Source organism: Nocardia sp. NPDC004068 (assembly GCF_042874315.1).
GTDB lineage: Bacteria > Actinomycetota > Actinomycetes > Mycobacteriales > Mycobacteriaceae > Nocardia.
Genome location: NZ_JBIAMW010000011.1, coordinates 125,839 through 147,682, shown reverse-complemented (window position 1 = coordinate 147,682; position 21,844 = coordinate 125,839). Strand labels below are relative to the sequence as shown.

Sequence of the window (21,844 nt, the reverse complement as noted above, 5' to 3'; positions counted from 1 at the left end):
ACACGCTCACCGGAGGAGCCCGCGATGCGACTGTCCACCAATCGGATTCGACGTCTACCCGGCCACCGGGCCGCGCTGCTGATCCTGGCCGCACTGGTCTGGGCGGGAGCCGGACCGGTCGCGGCCCCCGCGCACGCGGACCCGGACGCGACGGTCTGGCTGTGCCGACCCGATCTGACCGACCCCTGCGATCTGCCCGGCGACACCACCGATCTCGGCACCGGCCGGGTGAGCGCTCCCGCGCCGGTGGCCGAGGACGACAAGCCGGTGGACTGCTTCTACATCTATCCGACCGTCGCCGGACAGGTCGCGCTCACGCAGGATCGGGTCGTGCTGCCCGAGGTCGCCTCGATCGCCGAGTACCAGGCGGCGCGGTTCTCGGGTCTGTGCCGGGTGTTCGCCCCGATGTACCGGCAGGCCACCCTGGTCGGGCTGCAGGCGGCCATGGCCGGGGTCGACGCGCTGAGCGTCGGCTACCGCGACGTCGAGGCGGCGTGGGCGGACTATCTGGCGCACGACAACCACGGGCGCGGGGTGATCATCGTCAGCCATTCGCAGGGAACGCTGGTCGCGCGCAAGCTGATTCGCGAACACATCGATCCCGACCCCGCGCTGCGCGAACGGCTGGTGGGCGCGTTCCTCATGGGCGGCAATGTCACCACCGCGCGCGGCGGCGTCACGGGCGGCGACTTCGCCTCTATCCCGCTGTGCACCGATCCCGGCGAGGCCGGATGCGTCGTCGCGTACTCCCTGTCGCAGAGCGATCCGCTGCTCTCGCTGTTCGGCAGCGCGCAGGCGCGGCCGGGCCAGCTGTCGAACCTGTGGGGCCTGCCCACCGGACCCGGATACGAGGTCGCCTGCACCGATCCGGGCATGCTCAGCGGCGACTACTCGCCGCAGCCGGTCACCGTGCCGACGCGGCCGTTCGCCCCCGGCACGATCGCGATCCTCAACGACTACACCATGACCCCGCCCGCGACCGTGCCCGCCTCGTCCTGGATGTCCACCGCCGCGCGCACCGCCGGCCGCTGTCACGAATCCGATCTCGGGTACCGCTTCTACAAGATCGATCCGCCCGCGGGGGCGGCGATCAACGAACTCCCGCTGTTCGAATCGCATCTGCTCGACATCAACTACGGCTACGATCGGCTGCTACGGATCGCCGCCGCGCAGATCCGAACCTGGCAGCGCGGACGGTGACACGCCACAACCGATAGGGGCTGCCCGGGCGGAAATGCGCCATGGCGGCCCTTCGATCCGCCCGCGCGCCCGTTCTGCGGATACGCTCTGCGGTATGGGCACGCGACTTCGCACCGCGCGAAAGCTGTTGCTGGGTCGCGAGATCGAGCACATGATGGCGACGGCCGGCGTGAGCCAGAGCGACGTGGCCGCGATCCTGAAGACCAGCCAGAGCCGAATCGCCATGTTGCTCAACGGTTCCGGGATCATCACCGTGGGCGATCTGGAACGGCTCGCGGCCGCGCTCGGCGTCACCGACCCCGACTACCTCGAGGTCCTGCGCGAGTTGCGCCGCGACGGGCACAAGCGCGGCTACTGGACCAGCGGTCACCGCCGCGCCTACGCCGAGGACCTGCGGCTGCTGGTCGATCTGGAGGCGCACGCCGCGCTGGTGCGGGTGACCGAGGCCGAGATCGTGCCCGGTCTGTTGCAGTGCGAGTCCTACGTCCGGGCCCTGCACGAACCGGTCGACGGCGAGATCTCCGCGGCGGCCCGGTCGGCGGTGGAGGAGTCGGTGCGGGCCCGGCTGGCCCGCCAGGAGATCCTCGACGCCGCGAATCCGCCTCGGCTGCACGCCATCCTGTCCGAATCGTGCCTGCGCCGCTCGCACGGCGGCCGCACCACCATGATCGAACAGCTCGAATATCTCCAGAAGCTGTCCCTGCGATCGCATCTGCTCATCCAGGTGCTGCCCTTCACCACGGTGATCGCCGGGGCGGGCATGGAGGACCGGTTCACGCTCGTGCGGGTGCCCTCGCCCGGCGTCGCCGGGGACCTCGACGTCGCCATCGTCGAAAGTCAGGGCGATATCCGCTATTTCGACGACCGGGACGCCATCGCCGCCCGCGAGACGGTGTGGGCGCGGCTGTCGGCCGCGGCGCTGGACGCCGAGGAGAGCCGCCGCTTCATCGACAAGGTCGCGCGGTCCTTACGCCGCAAGACCGTCACCGGTCCCTGACCGTTCGCTCAATCAGTATCACCGCACCCTCGAGGAGCTCCGGGATGAACGCCCCCGACTTCGAACCTCGCGAGATCGACGTCAGCCGACCGTCGTCCGCGCGGCTCTACCACTACTACCTGTCCGGCGAGGCCGTGTTCGAGGTGGACCGCATCTTCGGCGAGCACCTGTTCGAGGTGTTCCCGTTCGCCGACGCGTGGGCGCACCACAATCGGGCCTTCCTGCGGCGCGCCGTGAAATACCTTGTCGGACAGGACATCCGGCAATTCCTGGACATCGGCTCCGGGCTGCCCACGGTCGGCAACACCCACGAGATCAGCCGCCGGATCGCCCCCGACACCCGCGTGGTGTACGTGGACAACGATCTCGAGGCGGTCAATCGCGCCGACGAACTGCTGCGCCAGCAGGACGCGATGGACATCACCGCGGTCGTCGAGGCCGATCTGCGGCGCCCCGAGGTCATCCTGGATCACCCGGAGACGCGGCGGCTCATCGACTTCGATCAGCCGGTGGGCCTGCTGACGGTCAGCGTGTGGCCGTTCATCCCGGACGCGGACCGCCCCCGCGAGCTGATGGCGCGGCTGCGCGACCGGTTGCCCGCGGGCAGTTACGTGGCGCTGAGCCATGCCTCGATGTCGGAGGTCGATCCGGAGTTGCAGCAGCTCGCCGCGGAGATCTCCGATATGTACGCCGACACGTCCGACTCGCTCACCATGCGCGATCGCGAGGACATCCTGGCCCTGTTCGACGGTTTCGAACTCGTCGAGCCCGGCCTCGTCTACGCCGCCGACTGGCGGCCCGAGGAGCCGGTGAACCCCGACGACCAGGCGCGTCCGGGCAACTTCGCCGGGGTGGGGTACAAGCCGTGAACAGTGCGCGGGACGGGAAGCCGGAGTCGGTGGCGGGCAACGGTATCGGGGAGGACGGGGTGACGCGGCCGCTGGCGGACAAGGTCGCCGTGGTCACGGGGGCGAGCCGGGGCGTGGGTAAGGGCATCGCGCTCGAACTCGGGGCGGCGGGCGCGACGGTGTATCTCACCGGGCGCACGACCGAACCCGGGCCGCTGCCCGGCACGATCGGCGAAACCGCCCGGGAGATCGGCGAACTCGGCGGCACGGGCATCGCGGTTGCGTGTGACCACCACGAGGACGAGCAGGTCGCGGCGGTGTTCGATCGGGTGCGGGCCGAACAGGGCGGCCTCGACATCCTGGTCAACAATGTCTTCTCCGCGCCCGACCTCGCCCCGTGGCTGCACAAGCCCTTCTGGGAACTCCCGCTGGGCGCCTGGGACCAGGTCCTCGATATCGGGCTCCGATCCCATTACGCCGCAACGCTGTACGCGGCGCCGCTGCTGTTCGCGAACGATCGCCCCGGAAAACTGATCGTCAACATCTCCTCCTCCGGCGCGGTCTCCTACGGCCACAATGTCGTCTACGGCGTCGGCAAGGCCGGGCTCGACAAGATGACCGCCGACATGGCGGTCGAGTTGCGCCCCAAGGGAATCGCGATCGTGTCGCTGTGGCCGGGACTGGTGTTCACCGAACTGGTCGCCACCGGCGCGACCACCACCGACGACGGCCGCCGGGTGGTGGAGATCCCGGGCGCGGGCACCTTCGACATCTCGCACGCCGAGTCGCCCCGCTTCGTGGGCCGGGCGGTCGCGGCGCTGGCCGCCGATCCGGAAACCCTGGAGATCTCGGGGGAGCGGCGCACGACCGCGGAACTCGCCGCGCGGTACGGGTTCACGGATGTGGACGGGAGCGGAGCGGGGGCGCGGCTGCGGTGATCGGCCGCCCACGCAGCACACGGCCGATCAGGGCGAGAAAGCGCAAGTGCCCCAACGCCTCTCGCCTGCCCGCCGCGAGCGACCAGACCGTTTCGGTCCGGCCCGGCGGGAGATCCCGGCCGTCGAAGCGGTCGGCGAGCCAATTCATCGTCACCGGCGTGCCGAGGTACAGCAGGGGCAGGTGGAGGCTGAGGCGGTCGCGGAGGTAGCGGACGTGGGCTCCGGCGGCGCGATACCGGGCCACGTGCCGGTCGATGTCCGCGACGGCGATGAGTTCGTCGTGGACGCCCTGGATGATGAGCAGCGGCATGGCGGGGGCGTGGCGGCCGGGGCGGATGTCGTCGAGGACGTGGCGCATCTCCGGTTCCCGCAACAGGTCCGGGAAGGGGGTGTCGAGGTGGGCGTCGAGGCGCTCGCCCGCGAAGCGGGGGATGAGCGACAGCGTGGTGCGGGCGCTGGCCTCGGCCAGCCGGAGCTGGAATTCGGGCCGCGCGTGCCGGTGCAGCAGCCGGTTCAGGTTGGGGTAGGCGCGGCGCAGGGCCGCGACGCAGACGGTGGAGAAACCGGCGAGCCACGAGCCGTCGAGCCGGAGGAAGGCCGCGCCGGGATCACCGACCGGGGAGCCCGCGACCGCGCCGACGATCCGGAGTTCGGGGGCGTGGTCGGCGGCCGTCTCGGCGGCCCAGGCCGTGGCCAGACCGCCGCCGGAGTAGCCCCACAAGCCGATCGGCGTCGTGGAATCCAATGCCAGCGGGGCGAATCCGAGCGCGGCGCGGACGGCGTCCAGGGCGCGATAGCCGGGTTCACGGGCGACGCCGAAGTGGCCACCCATGCCGCCGTGGTCGGGAATCGACACCGCCCAGCCCCGCGCCAGCGCCTCGGCGATGACGGGCAGTTCCAGTTGCGGCACCGCGCCCAGCGCGCGGGCGCGGTGCCGCAGGGCGTAGGAGGGGAAGCAGTTCGAGCCGACGCCGTCGATCGCGCACTGGAACGACAGCAGCGGCCGCCGCGCCGCCGGATCGGCCCCGGCGGGCAGCGCCACGGTCGTCACCGCGACCTCCGGCAGGCCGTGCAGATCGCAGGTGCGATACAGCAGCTGCCAGGCCGGAAACCGTTGCCGCACAAGGCCGAACAGCGCGAGTTCGACGGTCCGGGCGCGCAGCACCGCGCCGGGCGGGTGGTCGGCGAAATCGACTGGGGGACGGTAGAACTCGTCGTGTTCGGGGCGCGGTGGTCGGCCGGGGCGGGATTCGGGGGCGAGCAGCATTCGAGGGTCCTTTCGGAAGGTCAGGAACCGCCGACCAGCCACGGGTTGAACGCGCAGACCGGCGGGGTCGCGGTGGCCGGGTCGAGCGCGTTGAGCGTGATGCTCGCCGCGCGAGGTGAATACGGCAGCGTGAGGTGATCGGAGACGTCCTGTTCGCAGCCGTCCTGGAGGGTGATGTTGTGGACCGTGGCGCCGTCGCCCGCGCGCAGGAAGGTCCAGTCGTAGGGGTTGGTGACCTCGTCGTAGCGCGAGGCGACCACCGTGTACTCCACCCCCGGCACGGTGTCGCCGTCGGCGTTGAGGGTGGCGTAGAACGGGGAGCCGACCACCTGCTGGATATTGGACAGGCCGACGATCGGTTCGTAGAAGCCGAGGATGTTCACCCCGAGGTTGTTGATGGCGCGGCCCAGCGTCGCCAGGCCCAGCAGCGAGGTGCCGTGATGGGTGGCGCCGAAGGTGACCACCTTGTCGACCTTGTCCCTGCCGCCCTCGAATTTCAGGTAGCGGTCGGCGACGGTGCCGCCCTGGGAATGGCCGACGATATCGACCTTGTCCGCCCCGGTCGCGGTGCGCACCCGATCGATGAATTCCGCGACCTGCCGGGCGGATTCCTCGATCGGGCCGACGCCGTACCGGCCCGGCAGGACCGCGCCGAGCCCGCCGCCGTCGGCGATCCCGGCGCGACCGTAGTTGAGCGCGAAGACGCAGTATCCGGCGCGCGCCAACCGCGGCGAGAGCGCGGCGAAGGTGTCGTAGGCGTTGAGCCAGGTGCCGTGCAGCAGCACCACCGGCCGCGGATGCGCCGCGGTGGGAGCGCAGTCCCAGCGGTTCGCGCCCGCCGGGGCCGCGTTCGGATTCGTCAGGCCCCACGCGAATGCCGTGAGCGCCGTGGATGTTTCGGGCCCCTCGCCGATCGCCGCCGCGGCGCTGCTGCGCCCCCAGGTGGAACCGCTGCCGCTGTCGACGATCGCCTCGGGTCGTCTGCCGTCGGGCGCGGGCGCGAGTCCGGCCGAGACGAGATCGGCGAAGGAGTTCAGCTCGGTCTCCGGTGCCGCGCTCGCGGGGTGGTCGAAGCCGACTCCAGAGGTGAGGGCCAGGCCCGCGGCCAGCCCGGCGCACGCGATGACCCGTCGCATTCTTTGCTTCGTCGCAAACATTTTCTACATCCGTTCGTTCCGCACAGCGGCCATGCCCAGGAGATCTGGTGGATTCGTCGCGTCCCGGCCATGTCCAGGAGGTCTGGTGGATTCGTTCCGCGTCGCGGCCTGTTATGAAGTCTCCAGGGCCGCCGTAACTTTCGTCACTGCACTGCGGGACGAAAGGGGTAGGGGCCGAATTGTCGGCGGAGACAAGATATTCGCGGAAGAGGGCGAAGCGTTGTCGCGGGAGACGTGCTCGGTGACAATCGGCCTATGTCGGCCGGATCATCAATGTCCACCGCGGCGTCGCCGCTGCTCGCCCGCCTGCTCAGCCGGTGGCCCCGGATCGCCGAGCGGTTGCTGGCCGACGGGCTCGGCGCCACCGCGCCCGCGGCAAGCCTGCCGGAGAACCATTTTCGCGCCGAGGTGCTGCCCGCGATCTACGCCTGCGGGCGCGCGGTGATGCTCGCGATCGAGGAGAATCGGGAGTTCACCCGCGCCGAGGTGCTGGCCTTCGTGGGCCCGGTCGCGGCCCGCCACGCCGAGGACCGGTTGCCGCTGGCGACGCTCATCGAGGCCATCCACGCCTCGGCGCAGGCGCTGCTCGCCGAGGCCGCCGCGCTCGCCGCACCCGAGGAGATGGATCAGCTGGTGGTGGTCGGCTCGGGCCTGCTCGATCTGCTGATGAACATCAACATCATCGTCATGGAGACCTACACCGAGGTCGGCCGGTCCATCCACGACGCCGAACGCGAGGCGCGCCGGGAGCTGTGCTCGGCGCTGCTGCTCGGGCAGCCCGCCGACGAACTGGCCGCGCGCGCCGACACCCCGCTCACCGACTGCTACACCGTCGTCGCGATCCGGATCACCCCCGACGAACCCGTCTCCGCGGCCGCGGACCTGTTGGCCCGCCGCCGCATTCGCGTCCTGCACCGCACCCTCGACGCGGCCACCCACGGCGCGGCGCTGGTGTCGTTCGACGGATCGTCCGGAATCGCGCTCGTACCAACGTATTCCGAGCTGTCGGCGGGTGTGCCGGAGTCCGGTCTGGCCGCCGTGCTCACCGAGAAGTTCGGGGCTCCCACGCATCTCGCCGTCTGCGAGGCCGTCGCCCGCGCGGACCTGCCCCGCGCCGCGGCCGAGACGACCGAACTCGCCACCCTCGCCCGCCTCTCGGGCCGCCCGCCCGGTGTCTACCGCCTCGACGATCTGTTGCTCGAATACCAGCTCACCCGCCCCGGCGCGGCCCGAGATCGCCTGGCCGCCCGCATCGTTCCCCTGCTGCGCGCCCCGCACCTGCTCGAGGCCCTCGAGGCGCACCTGCGTTTCGGGCCCGACCGCAAGGGCGCGTCGATCCACCTGCACGTCCACCCCAATACGCTCAGCTATCGGCTGCGGCGGGTGGGCGAGCTGACCGGCATGGACCCGATGGATCCGAACAGCTCCCGGCTGCTGGCGGCGGCGCTGACGGTGCACCGGCTGTATCCGGTGGCCGACGCGGAGGAGGCGGCCGCCTCATGACTCGGCGGGGATGGCGCGTTCCACGATCGTGCGGACCAGTTCGGCGGCGCGGTGCTCGTCGAAAATCGTCGGCAGCGTGAGGCGTTCGAGAATGAGCCAGTTCAGGGCGAGGTAGAGCAGGACGACGGCGTCGGCGTCGCCGGGAAGTTCGGAGCGCCGGTAGTTGTCGATATTGAAGTCCAGGTCGGCGCGGACGCGCTCGGTGAGCAGGGCCTGGAGGGCCGGGCGGCGGGTGGCCTCCAGGCGCAGCTCGAGGATGGCGAGGTAGCCGGTGCGGAACTGGGAGACGCGATCGACCACCTCGGTCATGAGTTCGGTCATGCTCTCGCGGGTCTGCGGTTCGCGCGCCTTCGCCAGGGCGTCTTCGCCGGGGATCAGCCGCTCGTAGTAGCGGTTCCCGACCTGGACGAGCAGGGCGTCCCGATTCGGGAAGTAGTTGGAGGCGGTTCCGGCGGGCACCCCCGCCTCCTGATCGACCGCCCGAAAGGTCAGCCCGCGCGCGCCCTCCCGGGCCAGCACCTCGATCGAGGCGTCCAGAAGGGCCTGTCGGCGTTCGGGATTCGTCCGCACCACTGTCGACACCGCTCCCTCTGTCGTACGACGCCTCAAATCACTTCGTTCAGAGTACTACATCCGATCCGGTCATGGCCGCACGGGTGATCAATCCCCTCGTCCGGTCCGATCACCCGTGGGAAAATGGTTCTGCTCGGCGGCGGGTATTCCTGGCGATGGGCGGAGAGCCGGTGGCGACATGGGGACTGGAACGAGCGAGCGGGGGCCGGTACGGGACTGCGATCTGGTTCCGTCGAAATGGAAATTCACCGCCGCGTGGCGTCAGGCCGTGCAGCGGCGGCGCACCATGTTGGTCGGCGAACTGGATTCGATCGACCGGTCGCACTGGACGAATTCGGAGCGGACGCAATCGGCTCATCTGCTGTGTCTGCTCGCGGACGCGAACGCCGCGACCCAGCAGCGGGTGGGGCCGCTGAAATGGTGGTGGGGCACGGAGATCGAGCGGGCGTGGGCGCGTCTGCGTGAGGTCGAGGAACGCATTCCGGCCCTGCTCCCGGACGCCGCGCTGCTCCGGCGCGTGGACGACGCCCTGGCGCACGCGGACGTCTATCTGCCCGCGAGCGATCGGCGCGTCACCCATCTGAACGAACTCCGCCAGGCGGCGCGCGATGCCACGCCCCGCTGGAAAACCCCACTGCGACAGCGCAGTACGGCGGTGCGCGCCGCCGAGCTGCGTTCCTCGATCGTCGATGTCCTGCGCGCCTCGCACCGGCAGGCGGATCAGGCGAATCAGGAGGCCCGGCATCTGCGCAACCGGTTGATTCTCGCCTCCGCCGCGAGCGTCACCTTCCTGGCCCTGGTCGTCGTCGCGCAGGCGTGGTTGCCCGAGGTGCGTTTCATTTCCGTGCCCCCGGACCTGGCTCCGATCACGCCGTGGAAATTCGCGTTGCTGATCATGCTGTTCGGCGCGATCGGCGCGCTGTTCACCGCCATACCGGCGATGTCGGAGGTGCCCTCGGACAAGAGCCCGTTCAATCTGCCCCTGCAACAGGCGTTTCTGAAGATCGCCTTCGGGCCGTTGGTCGCGTTCATCGGATCGGCCGTCGTCCGAAGCGATTTCGTGAACACCTCACCGAGTTCCTGGCCCGGGCTGCTGGCGATCGTCACCGCGCTCGGCGCGGGGCAGCAGGCGGTGACGAAGTATGTCGACAATCGGGCGGAGAAGATCCTCGCCGCGTCGCACAGCGGGTGATGTTCCGGTCACCACGAGTCCCAGTGCAGGACCTGGTCGCGGGGAACGCGTTGGGCGGGGCGGAAATTCGTGCCGAGAGTGAAGGCGAGGGGGATGAAGGCGGCCAGCATGACCTGGTCGTAGGGGACGCCGAGGACGCGGGCCAGATCGCGTTCGAGGGGGGCTTGGGCGGTGGTCCAGACGGTGCCGAGCCCGCGGGCGCGGGCGGCGAGCATGAAGCTCCACACCGCGGGCAGGATCGAACCCCACGTTCCGGCCTGCTCGGCGACGCTCGCGCGGTCGGTGCGGCCCTCCACGGCCGGGATGACGAAGGCCGGAACCTGGTGAATGTGCTGGTAGAGATAGTCGACGCCGGCCGCGATCCGGGGCCAGGACCCGTGCGCGTTCATCCGCTGGAGATCGCGCGAACTCAGCGGCGCCGCCTCGGCGACGCGCACCGCCCGGCGGTAGACCTCGGCGACGGCGGCGCGCCGATCCTTGTCGGTGACGACGAGGAAATGCCAGCGCTGCCGGTTGCGTCCGGTGGGCGCCTGGGTGGCGAGATCGACGCATTCCTCGATGAGCCGACGCGGTACGGGTCGGGTGAGGTCGAGGCGTTTGCGCACCGCGCGGGTGGTGGACAGGACCTCGTCGGCGGACAGCGGGAGCGTCATGGCATCTCCAAATCATCTTGGGCAAGATGATTTGTGACCATACGATTGCAATGATCTGCTGTCAAACGATCTCCCCGCAGACGAATATGCTAGGTTTGGGGACATGCCCCCCAGGACCGATGCGCGTGCGCAGGGTGCGTATCTTCCCCGGCTCGCCGCGGAACGCCCGGATATCGCGCTGTGCCGTGCCTCGGCGGCGGTGGCGCGGGCGGCCGACGCCGCCGCGGCGGAGAACGGGTTGGGTGTGGGACAGCACCTGGTTCTGAAGATGCTGGCGGCCGTCGGCTCGTGTTCGCAGCAGGTGCTCAGTGCCGAACTGCGCATCGATCGGAGCGTGATGGTCGGGATCGCCGACGATCTGGAGCGCTCCGGATTCGTCCGGCGGGAGCGCGATCCCGCCGACCGCCGCGCCTACGCGGTCACCATCACCCCGGCCGGGCGGCGTGCGCTCGCCAAGGCGGAGAAGGCGATTCCCGAATTCCTGGCGACCACCTTCGGGGCGTTGACCGCGGCCGAACGCGCTCAGCTCACGGGATTGCTGGGCAAACTGCTGTTCGCGGAGTGACCGGCGCGCAGCGATCTCAGTGGTCGCGCGGCGGCTCCGGCCGCTCCCGCAGGGTCTGGCCGGGTGGTTGTCCGAAGCGGGAGCGGTACTCCCGGGCGAACCGCCCCGAGTTGCCGAAACCCCATCGCCGCGCCACCGCTCCCACCGCCCCGCGGTCCGCGGGATCGGTCGCCAGCAGGTCCGCGTGGGCGCGGCGCAGGCGGGCCTCGCGCACGTAGGCCGTCGGCGTCGTCGACAGGTAGCGCGCGAAATTGTCTTGCAGCGCACGCACACTCAGGCCCGCGGCCGCCGCCAGTTCCGCCACCGTCGCGTCGGCGGCCGGGTCCCGCTCGATGCGTTCGAGCACCCGCCGCAGCGGTGGCGGGGTCGTGTCCGCGCCCAGCAGGGCCTCGGAGAAATCGTGGTGTGCCGCCACCAGCAGGCCGGTCATCAGCGACTGTTCGATCGCGGCGGCCATCGGCGGGTGACCCAGCCGCGTCGGGGACACCTCCGCGAGGTCGATCCACGCCCGGATCAAGCGCACCCATGCCCGGCCGGGCCCGCGCAGATCGAACACCGGCCCGAAGTCCGGTCCCGTCGACACCGGGCGGCGCAGCATCGCCGCCAGATGTGTTGTCAGCGCGGCGGATTCGATGCGCACCGTCAGGGCCACGCAGCCCGGCGACCAGCACAGTGAGAACGGCCGGAAGGGATTGGCGATGATCGCCGCGTCCGCGCGCCCCCGGCCCGCGCCGGTCGCGATGCGGCCCCGGCACGGCACCGTCACCAGATACGCGTCCGCGCCCGGGGCGCCCGACAATTCGACCGCGGGCCCGAAACTCCAGCGGTGCACCGACACCGTGCCCCATCGGGTCGCACAATGGATCGCCTCGAACGGTGGACTCGTCCCGAGCGTTCGCAGAGAATGGCGCCGCAATATTCGGCTGTTGCGCGCGCACGCCGCCGAAGGGTCGGTGGTGCGAAACAGTTCATGCGTTTCCAGCACGGTCGGCGAATCCGCCATTGCCCCTCCCGCATCGGGTGTCCCGCGAGGTCCGTGATGCAGCGGACATTCCCACTGAGCGGGCGGATAACCCTTTCCCGCAAGAGATTTCCGGTCCGGCGCGGATGATCTTCAATCGCGGACGTTTCACGCAGACTTTCGGCCGGTGCGCGCACTCGGCGATTGTCGCCGGTATCGACGGCTAGCCCGAGCCTGACGGGAAACGGCCGAATCGAACCGGTCCGTTCGATATTCCACGCGACGCTCACGGCAAGGGACATTCATGAAAGAACATCGCACCCCCGACAGTATCCGCGACACGGTCGATAAATGGATGATCGAATATCTCGCCGCGTCGAATTCCGCGATCGGCCGCCGCGGCCCGGTCTGCCCCTTCATCGGGGCCGCCCGCGACGCCGACGCCGTGCGGCTGCGCACCGTGCGCCTGGAACCCGGCGACGGCGTCGAGGCCCTCGTGGCCGATCAGCGCGCCCGAATCGATCGCTTCACCGACCTCGAACCGCACGGCGACGGGCACCCGCTCACCGCGCTCGTCACCGTTGTCGAGGGGCTGCCGGCGCACCGCCGCCGCCTGCTCGACACCGCGCAGCGGCGACTGCGCCGGCCCGCCGCGGCCGCGGGCCTCATGGTCGGGCAGTTCCATCCCGACTGCCCCGAAGCCGCCGCCCGCAATCCCGAATTCCCCGTCTCCCGCTCGCCGGTGCCGCTGATCGCGGTGCGGCGCATGGCCTTTCACGACATTCTGTTCGTGCACGACGATCCGGAACTGTTCGCCGAATACGATCGCCGCTTCGGCCACCACTACGAGGGCGACAAGGCGCCGCGCGAATTCCGCGACCTGCACGCCCGCGCGATGCGCCCGGCCGCGGCCACCGGCAGCTCGTATCTGGACTATCAGTCGCTCACCGTGCTGCACGCCCTGCACCACCCGCGCACCGATCAACCCGCCGAGTCCACCTTCTACCTCGCGGGCCAGGCCAAGGAGCTGCTGTTCGCGCTCGTGCTCGGCGAGGTCCGCGCCGCCCAGGACGCCATGGTCGGCGACGATCTCGGCGCGTCGGGCTGGCATTTGCGCCGGGCCACCGCGGGCGTGCGGCTGCTCACCGGATTCTGGGATCTGCTCTCGACGCTGTCGCCGGTGGAGTTCGGCGACTTCCGCGACGCGCTCGGCGACGCCTCGGGTTCGGGCTCCTACAAATACCGGGCCCTGGAGTTCGCGCTCGGCGGCAAGTCGGAGGATTTCGCCGCCCGCCACGACGACGTCCCCACCGCCGCCGCCGAGGTGCGCCGCGCCCTCTACGACGCCAGCGTCTACGACGATGCCCTCGGCGTGCTCGTGCGCCGCGCGGTCTGCTCGCCGAGGCCGACGCCGGGCCCGGTCGCGATCCCGCCGCCGTGCGCGCCGCGTGGGCGGAGGTCTACCGCACCGAGTCGGTGTCCGGGGAACTCGTGCGCTGGACCGAGACGCTCATGGATCTCGCCGAGGCGTTCGCGCGGTGGCGTCAGCTGCACCTGCTCACCGTGGAGCGGCTCATCGGCGGCAAGCCCGGCACCGGCGGCACCAGCGGCGTGGCGTGGCTGCGCCGCGTCGCCGCCGAGCACATCTTCCCCGAATTGTGGTCGGCGCGTTCGGATCTCGCGGGCGGCCCCACCCAGGGCTGTCCGTTCGCCGATCCGGACCGCCCCGGCCGTGACGAGTTGCACCCCGCGGGAGACGCGCATGCGTTCCGCTGATCCCGCCCGCGCCATCCGCGAGACCTACCTGGCCGCCACCCCCGCGTCGGCCGCCGCCGCGCGCCGCGCCGCCGGGTCGTTGCCGGGCGGCGACACCCGCACCATGACCTGGTACGCGCCCTATCCGCTGTTCCTCACCCACGGCGAGGGCACCCGGGTCCGCGACGCCGACGGTCGCTGGTACGAGGACATGCTCGCCAACTACGGCGCCCTCGCCCACGGCCACGATCACCCCGCCCTCGTCGCCGCGGTGACCCGGCAGATCAGTCGCGGCACCGCGCCCGGCGGCCCCACCGCCGCGCAGTACGAGCACGCCGAACGCCTGCGCGCGCTCACCCCGTCGATGGAACGAATCCGCTACTGCAACAGCGGCACCGAGGCCACGATGTGGGCGGTGCGCACCGCCCGCGCCCACACCGGGCGCGACCTGATCGTCAAGATCGACGGCGGCTACCACGGCACGCACGAGTGGGGTCAGGTCAGCGCGTTCTTCACCGCACCGGAGGACTCCGGCGACGCCCCGACCCGGCCGCGGCCCGCGCGCGGTGTGCCCGCGGCCACGGCTGCCGACGTGGCGGTCGTCCCGTACAACGACATCCGCACCGCCGCAACGACTTTCGATCGGATAGGCGATCGGGTCGCGGCGGTGATCGTGGAGCCGGTGCTCGGCGTCGGCGGCGGCATACCCTCCGGCCCCGGCTATATCGCGGCGCTCGGCGCGCTCGCGCACGCGCACGGCGCGCTGCTGATCCTCGACGAGTGCGCCACCGTGCGGCTCGGTCCCTGGCAGCGTAGGCACGGCGTCGTCCCCGACCTCACCACCCACAGCAAGGTCATCGGCGGCGGGCTGCCGCTCGGCGCGTTCGGCGGGCGCGCCGATCTGATGGCCGTCTTCGACCCGGCCGGTCCCGATCCGCTGTATCACGCCAGCGCGTTCGGCGGGAACAGTCTGTCGCTGGCCGCGGGCATCGCCGCCCTCGACCGTTTCGGGCAGCGGGAGATCGCCCATCTCGATCTGCTCGGCGAGCGGCTGCGGCGCGGGCTGGACGCCGCCGCGCGCGCGACCGGCGTCCACGGCCACGCGGTGGGCGAGGGCGGGCTGAGCTACTTCCACTTCGGCGACACCCCGCCGCGCGACGCCGCCGCCACCGCCCGCCTGCGCCGCGGCCGCGCCGAGCTGCGGGCCCTGTTGCACCTGGATCTGCTGCACGCGGGCTACCTCACCGCCCCGCACGGGCTGTTGTGCCAGCACGTCCTCACCGAACCCGCCACCATCGACGACTTCACCGCCGCCTACGCCACCTGTCTGGATCGCCTGCGGCCCTACCTCGCCGACCACCACCCCGAACTGCTGACCCGCGCGTCCGCCGACACCGTGAGGGCAGCGATATGACCTCTTCCGCAACGACTTTCGCGCGCGACGAGTGGTGCGCCGAGGATCTCGACCCGGCCGCGTACGCGCATCGTCTGGGGTTGGAGCGGACCTGGCCCACGGCCCCCACGGACGACGCCCTGCACGCCGTGCATCGCGCGCACGCCGTCGCCATTCCCTTCGACAATCTGGATTTCGTCACCGGCGTGCCCGTATCACTGGACCCCGGTGCGGTGACCGCCAAACTGTGCGGCCCGCGCGGCGGCTGCTGTCACGAGCACAACCTGTTGCTCGGCTGGGCGCTGGAACAGCTCGGTTTCGAGGTGGAACGCCTCGCCGCGCGAGTGTTGTTCGGCGGCACCGGGCCTCGGCCGCGCACCCACATGCTGTTGCGGGTGCGCCGCGCGAACACGGTGTGGCTGTGCGACGTCGGATTCGGCACGCACGGGTTCCTCGATCCGCTGCCGTTCGCCGACGGCGTGATCGCGCGCCAGGACGAGCACACCTTCCGGGTGCGCGCCCACACCGGCGCGCTGTGGGCGGTCGAGGTGCATCACGAGCGGGGCTGGACACCGCTGTACGAGTTCACGCTCGACCCGCTCCAACCGCCCGATGTCGTCGTCGCCCACCATTTCCTCGCCACCCACCCGGACTCCATGCTGCGCAAAACCCCACTGCTGCAACGGATCAGCCCCGGCCGCAGGATCCAGATGCGTGGCCGGGAACTCACCGAACGCCGCGGCGCGGATCGCCGCACCCGCGGCGTCACCCCCGCCTCGCTGACCGACGATCTCGCCGCGTTCGGCATCCGCCTGTCCGCGGATCAGCACGCCGACCTCGTCGATCTTCTGTTCGCCACCCCCTGAAAGGAGATATATACATGTCGAATCCGCTCGTCACCGACCTGTTCACCCCCACCGTCGCCGCCCACGGCGACGCCGTCGCGATCGCCGAGAACCGCCACCGGCTGACCTACGACCGCCTCGACACCCTCAGCGACGCGCTCGCCGGGCGGCTCCGCGACGCGGGGGTGGGTCCGGGCAGCCTGGTTCCGATCCTCGCGCACCGCAGCGCCGCCCTCGTCGTCGCGATGCTCGCGGTGCTGAAGACCGGGGCCGCCTACACCCCCGTCGACCGCGACAATCCGGCGCGCCGCCGCGCCCGGATCATCGATCAGTGCGGCTCCCCGGTCGTGCTGTCCACCGGATCGCCCGATCGCGAATCCGGCGGCGTCACGGTCGAATTCACCGATGGTCCGGTGCGCACGCCGCTCGAGCCGGGTGCGGCGTACGTCGTGTTCACCTCGGGCACCACCGGCACCCCCAAGGGCGTCGTCGTCGACCACGCGGCGGTGACCCGGTTGGTGCGCTGGCACAACGAGCGTTTCGAGACGACGGCCGACGCGCGGACCACCCTCATGAGCGGGGTCGGCTTCGACGTCTCGCAATGGGAGGTCTTCGCCACCCTCGCCGCGGGCGCCACCGCCCATATCGTCGATCCGGCCGTCCGGGCCGACCCGGCCGCCCTGCTCGACTTCTACGCCGAGCACGCCATCACCCACGCCTACGTCCCGACCGTGCTGACCCCCGACGTCGTCGCCGCGCCCCGACCCGCGGGCCTCGCGCTGCGCTACCTGTTCTGCGCGGGTGAGAAGCTGCCGCCCATCCACACCGATCCGCTGCCCTACACCCTGGTCGACTACTACGGGCCCACCGAGGCCACCATCTTCGCCACCTGCCGCGTCGTGGACCCGACCGCGGAACAGCGCGCCTCCATCGGCACGCCCATCTCCGACACCGAGGCGTTCATCCTCGACGAGGACCTGGAGGACGTCGAACCCGGGGCGATCGGGGAGCTGTGCCTGGCCGGAACCTGTTTGGCCCGAGGCTATCTCGGCGATCCGCACCGCACGCGCGAGCGGTTCGTGTGGTCGGCGCGGCACGAGCGGCGCCTGTACCGGACCGGTGATCTCGCGCGTTGGCTGCCCGACGGCAGCATCGAATTCCTCGGCCGCGGCGACGATCAGGTCAAGATCCGGGGCTACCGCATCGAACTCGGCGACATCGAGGCGGCGATCCAGCGCAACCGGCTGGTCAAGCACGCCGTCGTCGTGGTCGACGATCAGGACCGTCCCGCCTCGACCAAACGCCTTGCCGCCGTGGTGGTTCCGCGCTCGGACGACACCGATCCGGACGCCCTGGTGCGGGCGCTGCGCGTGCACATGCGCGACGAACTGCCCGACTACATGCAGCCCGGTATCTACCAGTGCCGCACCGAACTTCCCGTCACCGCGAACGGCAAGATCGACCGCGCCGCCCTGCGCGCCGCGCTGGCGCAGGACCGCGACGCCCCCGTGCCCGACGCCGGATTCGAGGGCGATCTCGAACACGCGGTCGCCGCGACGTGGCGAGAGGTGCTGGGACACAACAGGTTCACCGCCACCGACAGCTTCTTCGACGTCGGCGGCCACTCGCTGCTGGCGACCGCGCTCGTCGGCGACGTCACCCGCCGGGTCGGGGCGCGGGTCTACATCTGGGACTTCTACGGCGATCCGACCGTGCGCGGACTGGCCGCCGCCATCGCCGCCCGCGGCGCCGACACCCCCGACTGGGAGGGCGAACCGGTCCGCGAACTCGCCGCGGATATCCGCCTGCCCGACGGCGTCGACTACGGGACCGGCTGGGACACCCGCCAACTCACCGACCCCCGGCACATCCTGCTCACCGGCGCGACCGGAATCATCGGCATCCACCTGCTCGAGCGCCTGCACGCGGGCACCGACGCCGTCGTGCACTGCGTGGTCCGCGCCGGCAGCCCGGCGCTGGCGCGCGAACGGCTGCGCGGCGTCGCGGCCCGCTACGACATCGCACCCGACTGGGACCGCGTCCGCGTCCACGCCGGGGATCTCGCCGAACCCCGGTTGGGGCTCGACGCGGACGAGTACGCGACGCTGGCCCGGGAGGTCGATGTCATCTACCACTCCGCCAGCGCCGCGAACTTCATCCAGTCCTACTCCTACATCCGGCGCGACAATATCGAGGGACTGTGGTCGCTGCTCGGCTTCGCCGCCGAGAATCACGTCAAACCGCTGATGCTGGTCTCGTCGATCTCGGTGTACAGCTGGGGACATCTGTTCACCGGCAAGTCCACCATGTACGAGAACGACGACATCGATCAGAACCTGCGCGCGGTCGTCACCGATCTGGGCTACATGCGCAGCAAATGGGTGATGGAGAAGATCGCGGAACTCGCCGAGGCACAAGGGCTTCCGGTCATGAAGTTCCGCCTCGGCTACGCCTTGTGCGAGTCCCGCACCGGGCACGCGGCCACCTACCAGTGGTGGCCGCGGCTGGTGAAGACCTGCGTCGCGCTCGGCGCGGTCCCGGATCTGCGCAATCTGCGCGAGGGGCTGATCACCGTCGACTACATCGTGGACGCCATCGCCGCCATCGGCCGCCAGCCGGACGCGGTGGGCAAGAACTTCAATGTGGTGCCCGCGCAGGAGCACATCGTCACCCTGCGGGAGTTCTTCGAACTGCTCGAGCGGCATTTCGGCTACGAGTTCCGGGTGCTGCCGTACGAGGAGTGGGTGGAGCTGTGGAAGGACGATCCGCAGGCGCCGTTGTACCCGCTGCTCAACATGTTCCACGATCACATGCTCGATCGCCGCTCGACGATCGAGCTGTACCAGAACACCTATCTGTGGGACAAGGCGAATGTCACCGAGCATCTGGCCGGGACCGGGATCGAGGAGCCGACCCTCACCCCCGAGATCCTCGAACGCTATCTGCGGCGCGTGCTGGCCGAACCGTACGTGCCCGCCTCGCTGGCCGAGGCGCGATGATTCCCGTCGTCGACACTCCCGCGCGCCTGGCCCGCGCGCGGGATCGGCACGCCGCCACCGCCGCGCTGAACGCGTTCCTGGCCACCGACTTCCGGTCCGGCGGCGAGGCGCGGTGGTTGCTGGCGGTGAAGGACAATATCGATGTGGCCGGGCTGCCGACCACGGGCGGCGTCGCCGCCCTCGCCGCCCACCGGCCCGTTCGGGACGCGACCGTCGTGCGGCGGCTGCGCCGGGCCGGGGCGCGGGTGGTCGGCAAGACCAATCTCGACGAATTGGCCTACGGCGCCACGGGCGACAATCACTGGGCCGGTCGTGTCGCGCACCCGATCGATCCGGCTCGGATCGTCGGCGGCAGCAGTGCGGGCACCGCGGTCGCGGTCGCCACGGGTGTCGCCGACGCCGGATTGGGCACGGAGACAGGCTGTTCCATTCGCACGCCCGCCGCGCTGTGCGGTCTCTACGGGTTCCGGCCCACCACGGGGCGTTATCCCCTCGACGGTGTTCTGCCGGTCTCGCCCACCCGCGACACCATCGGGGTGATGGCCCGTGACCTCACCACCGTTCGCGCTCTCGACGCGGTGATCGCCGGTGGTGGCGTGGGCGAGTCGGCGCGTGGTCGGGGTGCGCCGCGCGTGGGAATTCCGTTGTCGCCCTTCTACTCCGGGCTGTCCGAGGACCTGCGGGCCGGGGTGGACCGGCGGTTGGCCGAACTCGCCGACGCGGGCTGGGAACTGGTCACGGCCGAGCTGCCGGGCCGGGCGCTGGAGCTGTATTCGCGGTGTGCGCTGGCGATTCCGTTCCACGAGACACCGGCCGCGATGACCGGCTATCTCGATCGCGCGGGGCTGCCGCTCACATTCGCGGATCTCGTTGCGGCGGTGACGAATCCGGTGATCTGCGATACCCTGAACGGGCTGGTGAGCGACCCGGTTCCCGAGCGCCGCTACCGTCGCGCTCGCCTGTGGGAGCGGCCCGCGGCGCAGGAGCTGTTGCATCGGTTCTTCCATCGGCACGCTCTCGACGCGCTGCTGCTGCCCACCGCTCCGATCACCGCACCGGTCCTCACCGGGTGCGACCGCATCGAGGTGGGCGGTGAGCGGGTCTCCGCCTTCGACACGTTCCTGCGCACCACCGATCTGAGCAGCTGTCTGGGGTGGCCCGCCATCACCGTGCCCGCCCTGCGCGACGCGGACGGGCTGCCGTTCGGCATGGATCTGCAAACCCTGCCGGGCCGGGACCTGTCGCTGCTGCGCCTCGCCGCCCGCGCCGACCGAATCTGGAATCCGGAAATCCCATGACATACCTGACGACTCATGCGGCGCCGCTGCCCGCGCACGATGTGCTGGGCGTCCCCGGCCTGCCCGCCGCCCTCGACGACATCGCCCTGCTGCACGCGCACGACGCCGGGGATCCGCGCGAGGTCGTGTACCTGAGCCTCGGCGAGACCTGGAGCCGGGTTCCCGACGCGCTGGTGCGGTGTCTCGCCGAGGTGCCCGCGTACAGTCACGGCTACATCGTCGCCCCGCACGGCCTGCCCGCCCTGCACACCGTGCTGCGTCGCTTCGTCGCCGAGACGCATCGCCTCGAATCATCGGTCCCGGGAACGGATTTCGAGGTCGCCGTCACCCAGAACGGCACCCGCGACGCCATGTTCGACTACGCGCGGCTGCTGCTCGACACCGCGGGCACCGCCCGCCCGCAGCTGGTGTGCTCGGCCCCGAGCTGGGACTATCCGGGCGTCTTCGCGCCGCTGGGCTACCGGGTCCGCCGCTTCGCCCTGGACCCGGCCAGCGGATATCAGCCCGACCCCGAGCGCGTCCGCGCGATGCTGCGCGCCGCGGTCCGCGAGGCGGGCGGCGCGGCGACGGTGCTGGTGATCAACGCGCAGCACAATCCGACCGGGGCGCAATGGGATTCGCGCGTGGTCACCGCGTTGCTCGACGCCGCCGCCGATACCGGCGCGGCCGTCCTCGTCGACGACGCCTATTACGGCGTCTGTGATCCTCCCGGCCCCACGGTCGATGCCCTGCGCATTGTGCTCACCCGTTACCGCGACGCCGTGCGCTGGCTGGCGGTGCGTTCGCTGGGCAAGCAGTTCCACTGCAACGGCTGGGGGATCGGCGTCCTCACCGGCACCCCGGACACGGTGAGCGCCATGGTCAATCGCCAACTCGGCCACCACGCGTTCGTCTCCTCGGTGCCGCTTCAGGCCGCCATGGCGGCCTGGCTGACCACCCCCGGCCAGCGCGCCTACTCCGCCGCCGTCGCCGGTGAGTACCGCGACAAACGCGCGCGCGTCGCCGCCGCCCTGCACACCGAACTCGGCTTCCCCCGCAACGCCGTCTTCCGCGGCACCGCCACCCCCTACCTGCGCACCCGCGTCCCCCCGGCCTACACCGGCCCCGACGCCGAAACCCGTTACCGCCGAGCGTGTCTGACCCGCGCGGCCGTCTTGCCCGGCGGCGGCGATATGGGCGCCCCCACCCCCACCGACCCGCCCTACATCCGCTTCTACCTCGGCGCCTCCGACGCGGATCTGGCCACGGCCGTGCGGCGTCTGGCGCAGGCGGGGCTCGGATGGGACGGCTAGCACTACCGTGGGCTCATGGAAATCTCACCGGCTCGCGGGGACTGGGTGCCCGACGCGTGCACCCTGCCCACCGCCGAACAGCCGATCCGCGTGGCCGAGTTCGACCGATTCTTCGCACGGTCGGTGCGAGGCGTGCGGCGCAGCGGCCCGACGCGGCTGGCGCTGAGCCTGGCCCCCGACGCCGAACCGGCGGCGCGTGACCTCGCGGCACGGGAATCGAGGTGCTGCTCGTTCTTCACCTTCGACTTCACTACCGACGACGACGGCCCGGTGATGTCCGTCGGCGTGCCCGCCGCCCATGTCGCCGTGCTCGACGCGTTCGCCGCGCGGGTCGAGTCCACGATCGGCGGCACCCGGTGAGCGGCGGTCGCGATCGTGGCCGCTGACCGGGACACCACCTCGGTCGGG

19 protein-coding genes and 1 pseudogene are annotated in these 21,844 nt (G+C 71.0%); 15 read left to right on the top strand and 5 right to left on the bottom strand.

Annotated features, from left to right (window positions below):
* The first annotated feature begins 24 nt into the window (after nucleotides 1–24).
* The 4 genes from ACFYTQ_RS26680 (at nucleotide 25) to ACFYTQ_RS26665 (ending at nucleotide 3,983) form a co-directional block, all read left to right on the top strand.
* Complete coding sequence (locus ACFYTQ_RS26680; RefSeq protein ID WP_387366541.1) at nucleotides 25–1,200, top strand: DUF3089 domain-containing protein; 1,176 nt, start codon at nucleotides 25–27, stop codon at nucleotides 1,198–1,200.
* A gap of 94 nt (nucleotides 1,201–1,294) precedes the next feature.
* Nucleotides 1,295–2,197: a helix-turn-helix domain-containing protein gene (locus ACFYTQ_RS26675; protein WP_387366538.1), complete on the top strand. Its 903-nt coding sequence runs from the start codon at nucleotides 1,295–1,297 to the stop codon at nucleotides 2,195–2,197.
* Between the two features lie 44 nt (nucleotides 2,198–2,241).
* Nucleotides 2,242–3,066 carry an SAM-dependent methyltransferase gene (locus tag ACFYTQ_RS26670; protein WP_387366535.1) on the top strand — a complete coding sequence of 275 codons (825 nt, stop codon included), beginning with the start codon at nucleotides 2,242–2,244 and terminating at the stop codon, nucleotides 3,064–3,066.
* 71 nt (nucleotides 3,067–3,137) lie between these two features.
* Complete coding sequence (locus tag ACFYTQ_RS26665) at nucleotides 3,138–3,983, top strand: SDR family NAD(P)-dependent oxidoreductase (RefSeq protein ID WP_387366875.1); 846 nt, start codon at nucleotides 3,138–3,140, stop codon at nucleotides 3,981–3,983.
* On the opposite strand, the gene ACFYTQ_RS26660 is transcribed toward ACFYTQ_RS26665, so the two are convergent.
* On the bottom strand, nucleotides 3,940–5,250 hold the full coding sequence (locus tag ACFYTQ_RS26660; RefSeq protein WP_387366532.1) for a lipase family protein: 1,311 nt from the start codon (nucleotides 5,248–5,250) through the stop codon (nucleotides 3,940–3,942). The two genes, ACFYTQ_RS26665 and ACFYTQ_RS26660, sit on opposite strands and share 44 nt — an antisense overlap.
* A 20-nt stretch (nucleotides 5,251–5,270) precedes the next feature.
* Nucleotides 5,271–6,386: an esterase/lipase family protein gene (locus ACFYTQ_RS26655; protein WP_387366529.1), complete on the bottom strand. Its 1,116-nt coding sequence runs from the start codon at nucleotides 6,384–6,386 to the stop codon at nucleotides 5,271–5,273.
* Between the two features lie 294 nt (nucleotides 6,387–6,680).
* On the opposite strand from ACFYTQ_RS26655, the gene ACFYTQ_RS26650 reads away from it, so the two are divergent.
* Nucleotides 6,681–7,910: a PucR family transcriptional regulator gene (locus tag ACFYTQ_RS26650; protein ID WP_387366526.1), complete on the top strand. Its 1,230-nt coding sequence runs from the start codon at nucleotides 6,681–6,683 to the stop codon at nucleotides 7,908–7,910.
* Here ACFYTQ_RS26650 and ACFYTQ_RS26645 read toward each other — a convergent pair.
* A complete protein-coding gene (locus ACFYTQ_RS26645; protein ID WP_387366873.1) occupies nucleotides 7,905–8,483 on the bottom strand; it encodes a TetR/AcrR family transcriptional regulator in 579 nt (192 codons plus the stop codon). The two genes, ACFYTQ_RS26650 and ACFYTQ_RS26645, sit on opposite strands and share 6 nt — an antisense overlap.
* A 178-nt stretch (nucleotides 8,484–8,661) precedes the next feature.
* On the opposite strand from ACFYTQ_RS26645, the gene ACFYTQ_RS26640 reads away from it, so the two are divergent.
* Nucleotides 8,662–9,675 carry a hypothetical protein gene (locus ACFYTQ_RS26640; RefSeq protein ID WP_387366523.1) on the top strand — a complete coding sequence of 338 codons (1,014 nt, stop codon included), beginning with the start codon at nucleotides 8,662–8,664 and terminating at the stop codon, nucleotides 9,673–9,675.
* Nucleotides 9,676–9,683: 8 nt separating this feature from the next.
* On the opposite strand, the gene ACFYTQ_RS26635 is transcribed toward ACFYTQ_RS26640, so the two are convergent.
* The gene (locus ACFYTQ_RS26635) at nucleotides 9,684–10,328 is read right to left on the bottom strand and encodes a nitroreductase family protein (protein WP_387366520.1); all 645 of its coding nucleotides are present in this window, start codon (nucleotides 10,326–10,328) and stop codon (nucleotides 9,684–9,686) included.
* Between the two features lie 103 nt (nucleotides 10,329–10,431).
* Between ACFYTQ_RS26635 and ACFYTQ_RS26630 the strand changes: the two genes are divergently transcribed.
* Nucleotides 10,432–10,893, top strand: a complete 462-nt coding sequence (locus ACFYTQ_RS26630) for a MarR family winged helix-turn-helix transcriptional regulator (RefSeq protein ID WP_387366517.1) — start codon at nucleotides 10,432–10,434, stop codon at nucleotides 10,891–10,893.
* 16 nt (nucleotides 10,894–10,909) lie between these two features.
* Here ACFYTQ_RS26630 and ACFYTQ_RS26625 read toward each other — a convergent pair whose 3' ends face one another.
* Nucleotides 10,910–11,896 carry an AraC family transcriptional regulator gene (locus ACFYTQ_RS26625; RefSeq protein ID WP_387366514.1) on the bottom strand — a complete coding sequence of 329 codons (987 nt, stop codon included), beginning with the start codon at nucleotides 11,894–11,896 and terminating at the stop codon, nucleotides 10,910–10,912.
* Between the two features lie 262 nt (nucleotides 11,897–12,158).
* On the opposite strand from ACFYTQ_RS26625, the pseudogene ACFYTQ_RS26620 reads away from it, so the two are divergent.
* From ACFYTQ_RS26620 to ACFYTQ_RS26585, 8 genes and pseudogenes are all read left to right on the top strand, one after another.
* Nucleotides 12,159–13,076: pseudogene (locus ACFYTQ_RS26620) on the top strand (tryptophan 2,3-dioxygenase family protein); the annotation flags it as partial.
* Nucleotides 13,077–13,366: 290 nt separating this feature from the next.
* On the top strand, nucleotides 13,367–13,630 hold the full coding sequence (locus tag ACFYTQ_RS26615) for a tryptophan 2,3-dioxygenase family protein (RefSeq protein WP_387366870.1): 264 nt from the start codon (nucleotides 13,367–13,369) through the stop codon (nucleotides 13,628–13,630).
* Complete coding sequence (locus ACFYTQ_RS26610; RefSeq protein WP_387366867.1) at nucleotides 13,617–15,023, top strand: aspartate aminotransferase family protein; 1,407 nt, start codon at nucleotides 13,617–13,619, stop codon at nucleotides 15,021–15,023. Before ACFYTQ_RS26615 ends, ACFYTQ_RS26610 begins: the two co-directional genes overlap by 14 nt.
* Complete coding sequence (locus ACFYTQ_RS26605) at nucleotides 15,020–15,868, top strand: arylamine N-acetyltransferase (RefSeq protein WP_387366511.1); 849 nt, start codon at nucleotides 15,020–15,022, stop codon at nucleotides 15,866–15,868. The genes ACFYTQ_RS26610 and ACFYTQ_RS26605 overlap by 4 nt, the downstream gene beginning before the upstream one ends.
* Before the next feature lie 14 nt (nucleotides 15,869–15,882).
* Nucleotides 15,883–18,846 carry an amino acid adenylation domain-containing protein gene (locus ACFYTQ_RS26600; RefSeq protein WP_387366508.1) on the top strand — a complete coding sequence of 988 codons (2,964 nt, stop codon included), beginning with the start codon at nucleotides 15,883–15,885 and terminating at the stop codon, nucleotides 18,844–18,846.
* Complete coding sequence (locus ACFYTQ_RS26595; protein WP_387366505.1) at nucleotides 18,843–20,144, top strand: amidase family protein; 1,302 nt, start codon at nucleotides 18,843–18,845, stop codon at nucleotides 20,142–20,144. Before ACFYTQ_RS26600 ends, ACFYTQ_RS26595 begins: the two co-directional genes overlap by 4 nt.
* Nucleotides 20,141–21,436: a pyridoxal phosphate-dependent aminotransferase gene (locus tag ACFYTQ_RS26590; RefSeq protein WP_387366502.1), complete on the top strand. Its 1,296-nt coding sequence runs from the start codon at nucleotides 20,141–20,143 to the stop codon at nucleotides 21,434–21,436. Before ACFYTQ_RS26595 ends, ACFYTQ_RS26590 begins: the two co-directional genes overlap by 4 nt.
* Nucleotides 21,437–21,451: 15 nt before the next feature.
* Complete coding sequence (locus tag ACFYTQ_RS26585) at nucleotides 21,452–21,796, top strand: hypothetical protein (RefSeq protein ID WP_387366499.1); 345 nt, start codon at nucleotides 21,452–21,454, stop codon at nucleotides 21,794–21,796.
* Nucleotides 21,797–21,844 lie beyond the last annotated feature (48 nt).